The organism is Trichocoleus desertorum AS-A10 (genome assembly GCF_039962155.1).
GTDB lineage: Bacteria > Cyanobacteriota > Cyanobacteriia > FACHB-46 > FACHB-46 > Trichocoleus.
On sequence record NZ_JAMPKN010000104.1, the window covers coordinates 1 to 5426 of the forward strand.

A 5426-nucleotide genomic window follows, 5' to 3' on the forward strand; every position below is an offset into this window, starting at 1 on the left:
GGGTTGAAAGAACTCCAGACCAGGCATATAGGTGCCAGCGATCGCCTGTTTGGTTGCGATCAGCTTTCCGGGGATGGGTGGGTTGAAAGTTAAGATTCGAGTTTCTAATGGAAGGGCTAGATGGCGTTGCGATCAGCTTTCCGGGGATGGGTGGGTTGAAAGTTAAGATTCGAGTTTCTAATGGAAGGGCTAGATGGCGTTGCGATCAGCTTTCCGGGGATGGGTGGGTTGAAAGTTGAAGATCGGATTGCGATCGCTCTTTACCAACAAGGTTGCGATGAGCTTTCCGGGGATGGGTGGGTTGAAAGACACTGACGCTCGCTTAAGCGATGAGCGAGTGCCGCTGTTGCGATGAGCTTTCCGGGGATGGGTGGGTTGAAAGATGGGCAAATTTGCAACGGTTGTAGATTTGAGCAGCCGTTGCGATGAGCTTTCCGGGGATGGGTGGGTTGAACGGCCAATGTCAGCAATCCCCACGGCGTAACTGCGGCTCGTTGCGATCAGCTTTCTAGAGATGGGCAGTTTGAAAGTAAGGGGGCATGATTTTCTAATTAGAATTTCCCCAAGTTGCGATTAGCTTTTCAGAAATGGGCGGGTTGAAAGGATATCTAGTCGTGGACATGATTAAAGCTGAGGTAGTATTGCTGCCATTGGAGCACTGAGAAAAGCGATCGCTTATTGAAGATAGCGACATCAATTTGCGAACTGAAAGAATTTTTAGATTAACGACATCAACTTGTGAATTCTGAAGGTAACAGGCATTTTGTGCCTAGAACAACACTAATTTGCGAATTGCGACATTTAACGTGCGAATGTACACTCAGCTCGGTAAATCCTGCTGACTATGAATATCTAGGTTTCTAAGTGCTTGTTCTCGCTCACTTGTCTTACTGCCTTGCCCTAGCTCCTGCGTAGGCAGGTAACCTCTGGCTATAAGGGCTTCCTCAATCAACAAAGCTGCCATCTGAGACCTCGATCGCCTCTCGTCGCTTGCTGCCTTATCGAGTGCCACATTCACTTCATCAGTGACGTAAGCCGTAACTTGAGGCTTCTTTGTTGCCATTCCGCCATGCGCTAACACCGCCATCGATCCTACTCCTTAATAATTTGTTCTAATGCATTCTCCTATAAAGTAATGCACTTTCCTTGACTACAGTTTATAGTGCATTACTATATTAGGAATTCCGCACCGTTTTGGAATTCCCCGCACAGTGGCTGTGCAATCGCCGCACACGCATCACACAAGCTAAAGCCTAAGCAAATCAAGGACTTCTCAGGAATGAGTACACATGGAAAACGTAACAACGCACGGGCGCTCGCACCCTGGCAGCACGTCTAGCCGCACAGTTACCGCACAATTCGCACGCTACACCGCACAGCAGATTGCAGATGAACATGGTGTGAAAGAGGTCACGATTAGAACCCGTTGGTTCAATTGGCTGGCTCAAGTTGCACCAGAACCATTGTTAAAAGACAAAGACGGCTTCACCGAGCTGGCGCGATCGCTCTTCTCTGACTTCGCCCAGCGGGTAAAAACCGAGGGCATGAAGTCTAAAGATTGGGTGTTCGATGCGAAGTCTCGTTACTCCCAAGAATGGGCCAGCGCCGGAGTGATTGAGGGGGAGCTACTACCGCCAGAAGTGGGAGGAGCGCTTGCCACGCTGCAAAACAAAGCAGGCAGTTTGCAGCAAAAGGGCCTACAGCTTATGGAACGTCTGCACCGCCTCAATGAGCAAGCGGCTGTGACCTCGACGGATTTCTCTCAAGGTGAAATCAACCTTTACCGAGCCAGAGGCGCTGTACGTGGCATGGAGCGATTTGAAGTCGAGGTGACAGCAGAACTCGAAACTTATAACCAGTTGAGACAACAGTTTTTAGAAGCTGGGAGCTAGGGAGCAGTGATGAAACAACTTGCCTTGGGGCTGTTGCTAGCCACAACCGTGCAGCAATGCCAGCAAGATATTGGTGCAGAGCTGGGCTTAAGCAGTCCCGCAATTGCCAACAACCCCTATGCAGCTAGCCCAGTTCAGGACCACTGCCAGATTGTCGATCCGGAAGCCACGCTTTCACGAGAACAATTAAACCGTCTAATTCACCTTGCAGGGGGTAACAGCACCGATGCCATGCGGGATCTTGCAGGCTTGCCTTATTGCTTTGTTGGCAACGTCGAATATTTCCCGCTAGAGATCGATCGCGAAACCTGGATTGGCATCAGGTACAACACTGCCGGGATGTACGAAGGTTACAGCTTCAGCACTAGAAACAATTAATTTTGTAATCAAGGGAGTACCTATGTTTAGGCAAAAAGTAGCGATCGCCCTCGCTGCTGTTACAGCAGCTTTGTCAATTTCACAACGAACTGAGGCTACCCCTGCGGCTTTGGTTCCTGCCGTAGCTACCTGCATGAGTACACCGCAATGTGTTGTTGCAGTAGTGACGGTTGGAGGAGTTGTCTACTGGCAAGTCAAACACGCCCTAGAAAACCCCATCCTGATTCCTATGCCCGTTCTGGATGACCCAGAGAACCCAACTGAACAACCTCAAATCTGGGATGAGCCAATTCTGGCTGGTTCTTCAGCAGAAGCAGAGCGTATTTGCCGTCAACGAGCTGCTAAGTACGGGGTTGAACTCAACAAGGTTCAACAACCCAGCCGAGTGAAGGAAGGGCAAAATCAGCAGTATCGTTGCTGGTTTCGAGGTTAAAGTGAATCTAAACCAAACAGGAGAAAGCCGTGATTACTGAGCAAATAGAAGCGCTCAAATTACCGATTGGTGCTAAGCCTGGTCAAGTTGTTCTACTAGTTGATTTGTCAGAGGTTCCCAGACCTTCGCAGGTGCTAGAGCTGGTAACTTCATTAGGGTTTAATCCCCAGCTTCGCTACTGCGAGTTTCGTACAGGACTGCATGTGGTTGCTTTGCTCAAAGAAGAGCAGTTAGACCCTACCAAGCCCATCAGTGATGAGTACCTGGCTGAGGAGTGGGAGACCTTAGTCAACCAAATCAATCCCGATGCTGTTCATTTGTGGAGAGGGCAGCCACGCAATCTGGCACAAACAGAAGATATTGCAGCCTAAAAATCTAATGAGCTACTTGAAGGCGATCGCTCACTTTACTGGGGCGATCGCTGTATTTTGATCACGCCTTTTCACGCCCCAGCTGATCCAAAGAATTTGTTCAAATTGGTCCTAGTGGATAAGCAGCGAAGTTATCCACTAGGACCAATTTTTGAGGGAGGGTAGTTTTATGAATGGAACAAAAAACAACGCTAAGCCTGAAAGTATTGACTGCTCTGCATTTCAGGTTCTAACTCTGACGGTTCTACAAAAAGTCAAACGGGTGAAAGCTCCGTCTAATATAGATTTCAGCTAAATTTGCTTATGAATATCGATTGCGTACAGAGGACGGAGCTTTTAGCTTGTTGGACTAATTTTGGCATAAATCACCATTCAGTTATATTCTGAAACCCTTGCTCCTCCGTTCTGGTGATTTTCTGAAATGACGCAGAATGGCTTGAATAGTTGCGTGCCTAGCAACTTGTATCTTAAAAGACGAGCAGGTCAATCTGGAATATCCAGAGGGTGGGAGTGAGGTTGACGCGCAACTGAGGGACTCAGCCTGGTGAGTAGATAGGCCCCTCCTGCTTCCTGCTTGACTGTGGTCTGCAAGCTGGATGGCATCTTAGGTCCTTCGGCTTTTGCCGAAGTAACCCTGTATTCGCAAGTTTAGGAGTACCCAGTCGTTTTCCTTAAAATAAGTGCGCTAGAGGGGTGAATCATGACACAAACAGTTCTTGGCATTGATGTCAGTAAACGTACGCTACAAGTAGCTCTGTTACTGCCTGACAGTAAACCGAAACAGAAAAGTGTTGAGAACACCGCTAAAGGGCATCAAAGTCTAATTGATTGGCTCATACAACAAGGAGTTGATCAGGTTCATGCTTGTCTAGAATCAACCAGTATTTACGGTGAAGCCGTTGCAGAAACCTTAGTGGAAGCAGGCCACACCGTCAGCATTGTTAACCCAGCCCGGATTAAAGGCTTCGCAACCAGTGAGTTGAGTCGAACCAAAACTGACCGGGTGGATGCTGCCCTAATTGCACGGTTTTGCCTAGCCCTGAGGCCCTCTGCTTGGCAACCAGCTTCGAAGGAGGTGCGTCAATTGCAAGCGTTAGTGCGGCGAGTTGATGCACTGAATCAGATGTTGGTGCAGGAGAGCAACCGGCTGGAAAGTGCAACGCCGGAAGTGGCAGAACTGATTGAGGAGCATCTTGAATACCTGCGGGATCAAATCAAACACACACGTGGGTTAATTCGGGAACACTTCAAGCGGCATTCGTCCCTGGCTCATCGGCGGGATTTACTGACCAGTATTCCTGGGATTGGTGAAACCACTGCCGCTATCATCTTGGCTGAGATGGGGGATTGGCAACGTTTTAAGAGCGCAAAGCAGTTTGCAGCGTTTATCGGGTTAAGTCCGCGAGAATGGACGTCGGGCAGCTCTGTGCGAGGGCGATCGCAAATATCGCGGCTGGGAAGTGCGCGGTTACGGAAGGCATTTTATCTGCCAGCGGTTGTTGCGAAGAATCGCAATCCCTTGATTCAAGCGTTTTGTGAACGGTTATTGAAACGTGGCAAGCATTCGATGCAGGTGATTGGGGCGGCAATGCGCAAATTGGCACACTTGGCTTATGGCGTTCTCAAGTCCAACCAGCCGTTTAATCCTGATTTCTGCCTGCCTACTGCTTGACACAGCAAGATGGCATCTACTCAACGCCCGTGAAACCTGTGAGTCACCCAAGTGATTAGCGGGGCTGATGGAGACTTATGCCGCTTGGAGGAAAATGGTCTTTTTTATACAAATCGTTGCAGACCTGCAAAACCGCCAGGGTCGGGTTCCATAAAAAGCGATCGCTCCTACTTCTACCTAGCAGGGCGATCGCTTACCTTTTGAAACTTGATTTTACTCTACCTTGGATCAGACTCCACCTAACGGCCCTGCATCAAACTGGTACAAATTCCTTAGTGCCCCTTTGCATCAGTGCTAGATATGATTGACGAGTCCTTCTCATGCCCTTGAGAACTTAAGATAAAACTCAGTTGGGGATTGAGTAGGCAAGCTATGCGTGTGGTAGGGATTGAGGCTGAATCCGAAATTGTCTGGCTGCAAGACATCACCCATATAGACTATGTCCGAGAGGAGACCTGGTCTACAGCCGAGCCCTACTGTCCTCCACCAAAAACTTATGGGCAAACAGTTGTAGGCTACTCTGTCCTAAAGCCAGGAATCAAAACTGAGCGCGGTGTTTATACACGTCGTCTCTTTACTCTGAGACCTCATGATCGCTTTTACGACCCACGAGGCATTTACCAAAAGAGTTTTCCTATGGAAGCAGTTGACCCTAAAACGGTTCAGCCTGGGATTAGAGG

At 48.8% G+C, this 5426-nt stretch carries 9 protein-coding genes; 7 read left to right on the plus strand and 2 right to left on the minus strand.

Annotated elements, in window-relative coordinates; all coding sequences use genetic code 11:
• Positions 1-189: 189 nt before the first annotated feature.
• Together NDA01_RS32170 and NDA01_RS31090 are read right to left on the minus strand one after the other, a co-directional pair.
• On the minus strand, positions 190-477 hold the full coding sequence (locus NDA01_RS32170; protein ID WP_431193600.1) for a hypothetical protein: 288 nt from the start codon (positions 475-477) through the stop codon (positions 190-192).
• Positions 478-820: 343 nt separating this feature from the next.
• Positions 821-1087 (minus strand): ribbon-helix-helix domain-containing protein, encoded by a 267-nt coding sequence (locus tag NDA01_RS31090; RefSeq protein ID WP_348231093.1) that lies wholly within the window; start codon positions 1085-1087, stop codon positions 821-823.
• Between the two features lie 202 nt (positions 1088-1289).
• On the opposite strand from NDA01_RS31090, the gene NDA01_RS31095 reads away from it, so the two are divergent.
• From NDA01_RS31095 to NDA01_RS31125, 7 genes are all read left to right on the plus strand, one after another.
• Positions 1290-1892 (plus strand): hypothetical protein, encoded by a 603-nt coding sequence (locus NDA01_RS31095; protein WP_348231094.1) that lies wholly within the window; start codon positions 1290-1292, stop codon positions 1890-1892.
• A 9-nt stretch (positions 1893-1901) separates the two neighbouring features.
• Positions 1902-2270 (plus strand): hypothetical protein, encoded by a 369-nt coding sequence (locus tag NDA01_RS31100; protein ID WP_348231095.1) that lies wholly within the window; start codon positions 1902-1904, stop codon positions 2268-2270.
• A gap of 22 nt (positions 2271-2292) precedes the next feature.
• Positions 2293-2703 (plus strand): hypothetical protein, encoded by a 411-nt coding sequence (locus NDA01_RS31105; protein ID WP_348231096.1) that lies wholly within the window; start codon positions 2293-2295, stop codon positions 2701-2703.
• 29 nt (positions 2704-2732) lie between these two features.
• Entirely contained in the window at positions 2733-3074 is a 342-nt protein-coding gene (locus NDA01_RS31110; RefSeq protein ID WP_348231097.1) for a hypothetical protein, read from the plus strand.
• 169 nt (positions 3075-3243) lie between these two features.
• Positions 3244-3369: a hypothetical protein gene (locus NDA01_RS31115; RefSeq protein WP_348231098.1), complete on the plus strand. Its 126-nt coding sequence runs from the start codon at positions 3244-3246 to the stop codon at positions 3367-3369.
• 405 nt (positions 3370-3774) lie between these two features.
• The gene (locus NDA01_RS31120; protein WP_348231099.1) at positions 3775-4746 is read left to right on the plus strand and encodes an IS110 family RNA-guided transposase; all 972 of its coding nucleotides are present in this window, start codon (positions 3775-3777) and stop codon (positions 4744-4746) included.
• Positions 4747-5118: 372 nt separating this feature from the next.
• A partial coding sequence (locus tag NDA01_RS31125) for a DUF6009 family protein (protein WP_348231100.1) occupies positions 5119-5426 on the plus strand: 308 nt, incomplete at its 3' end.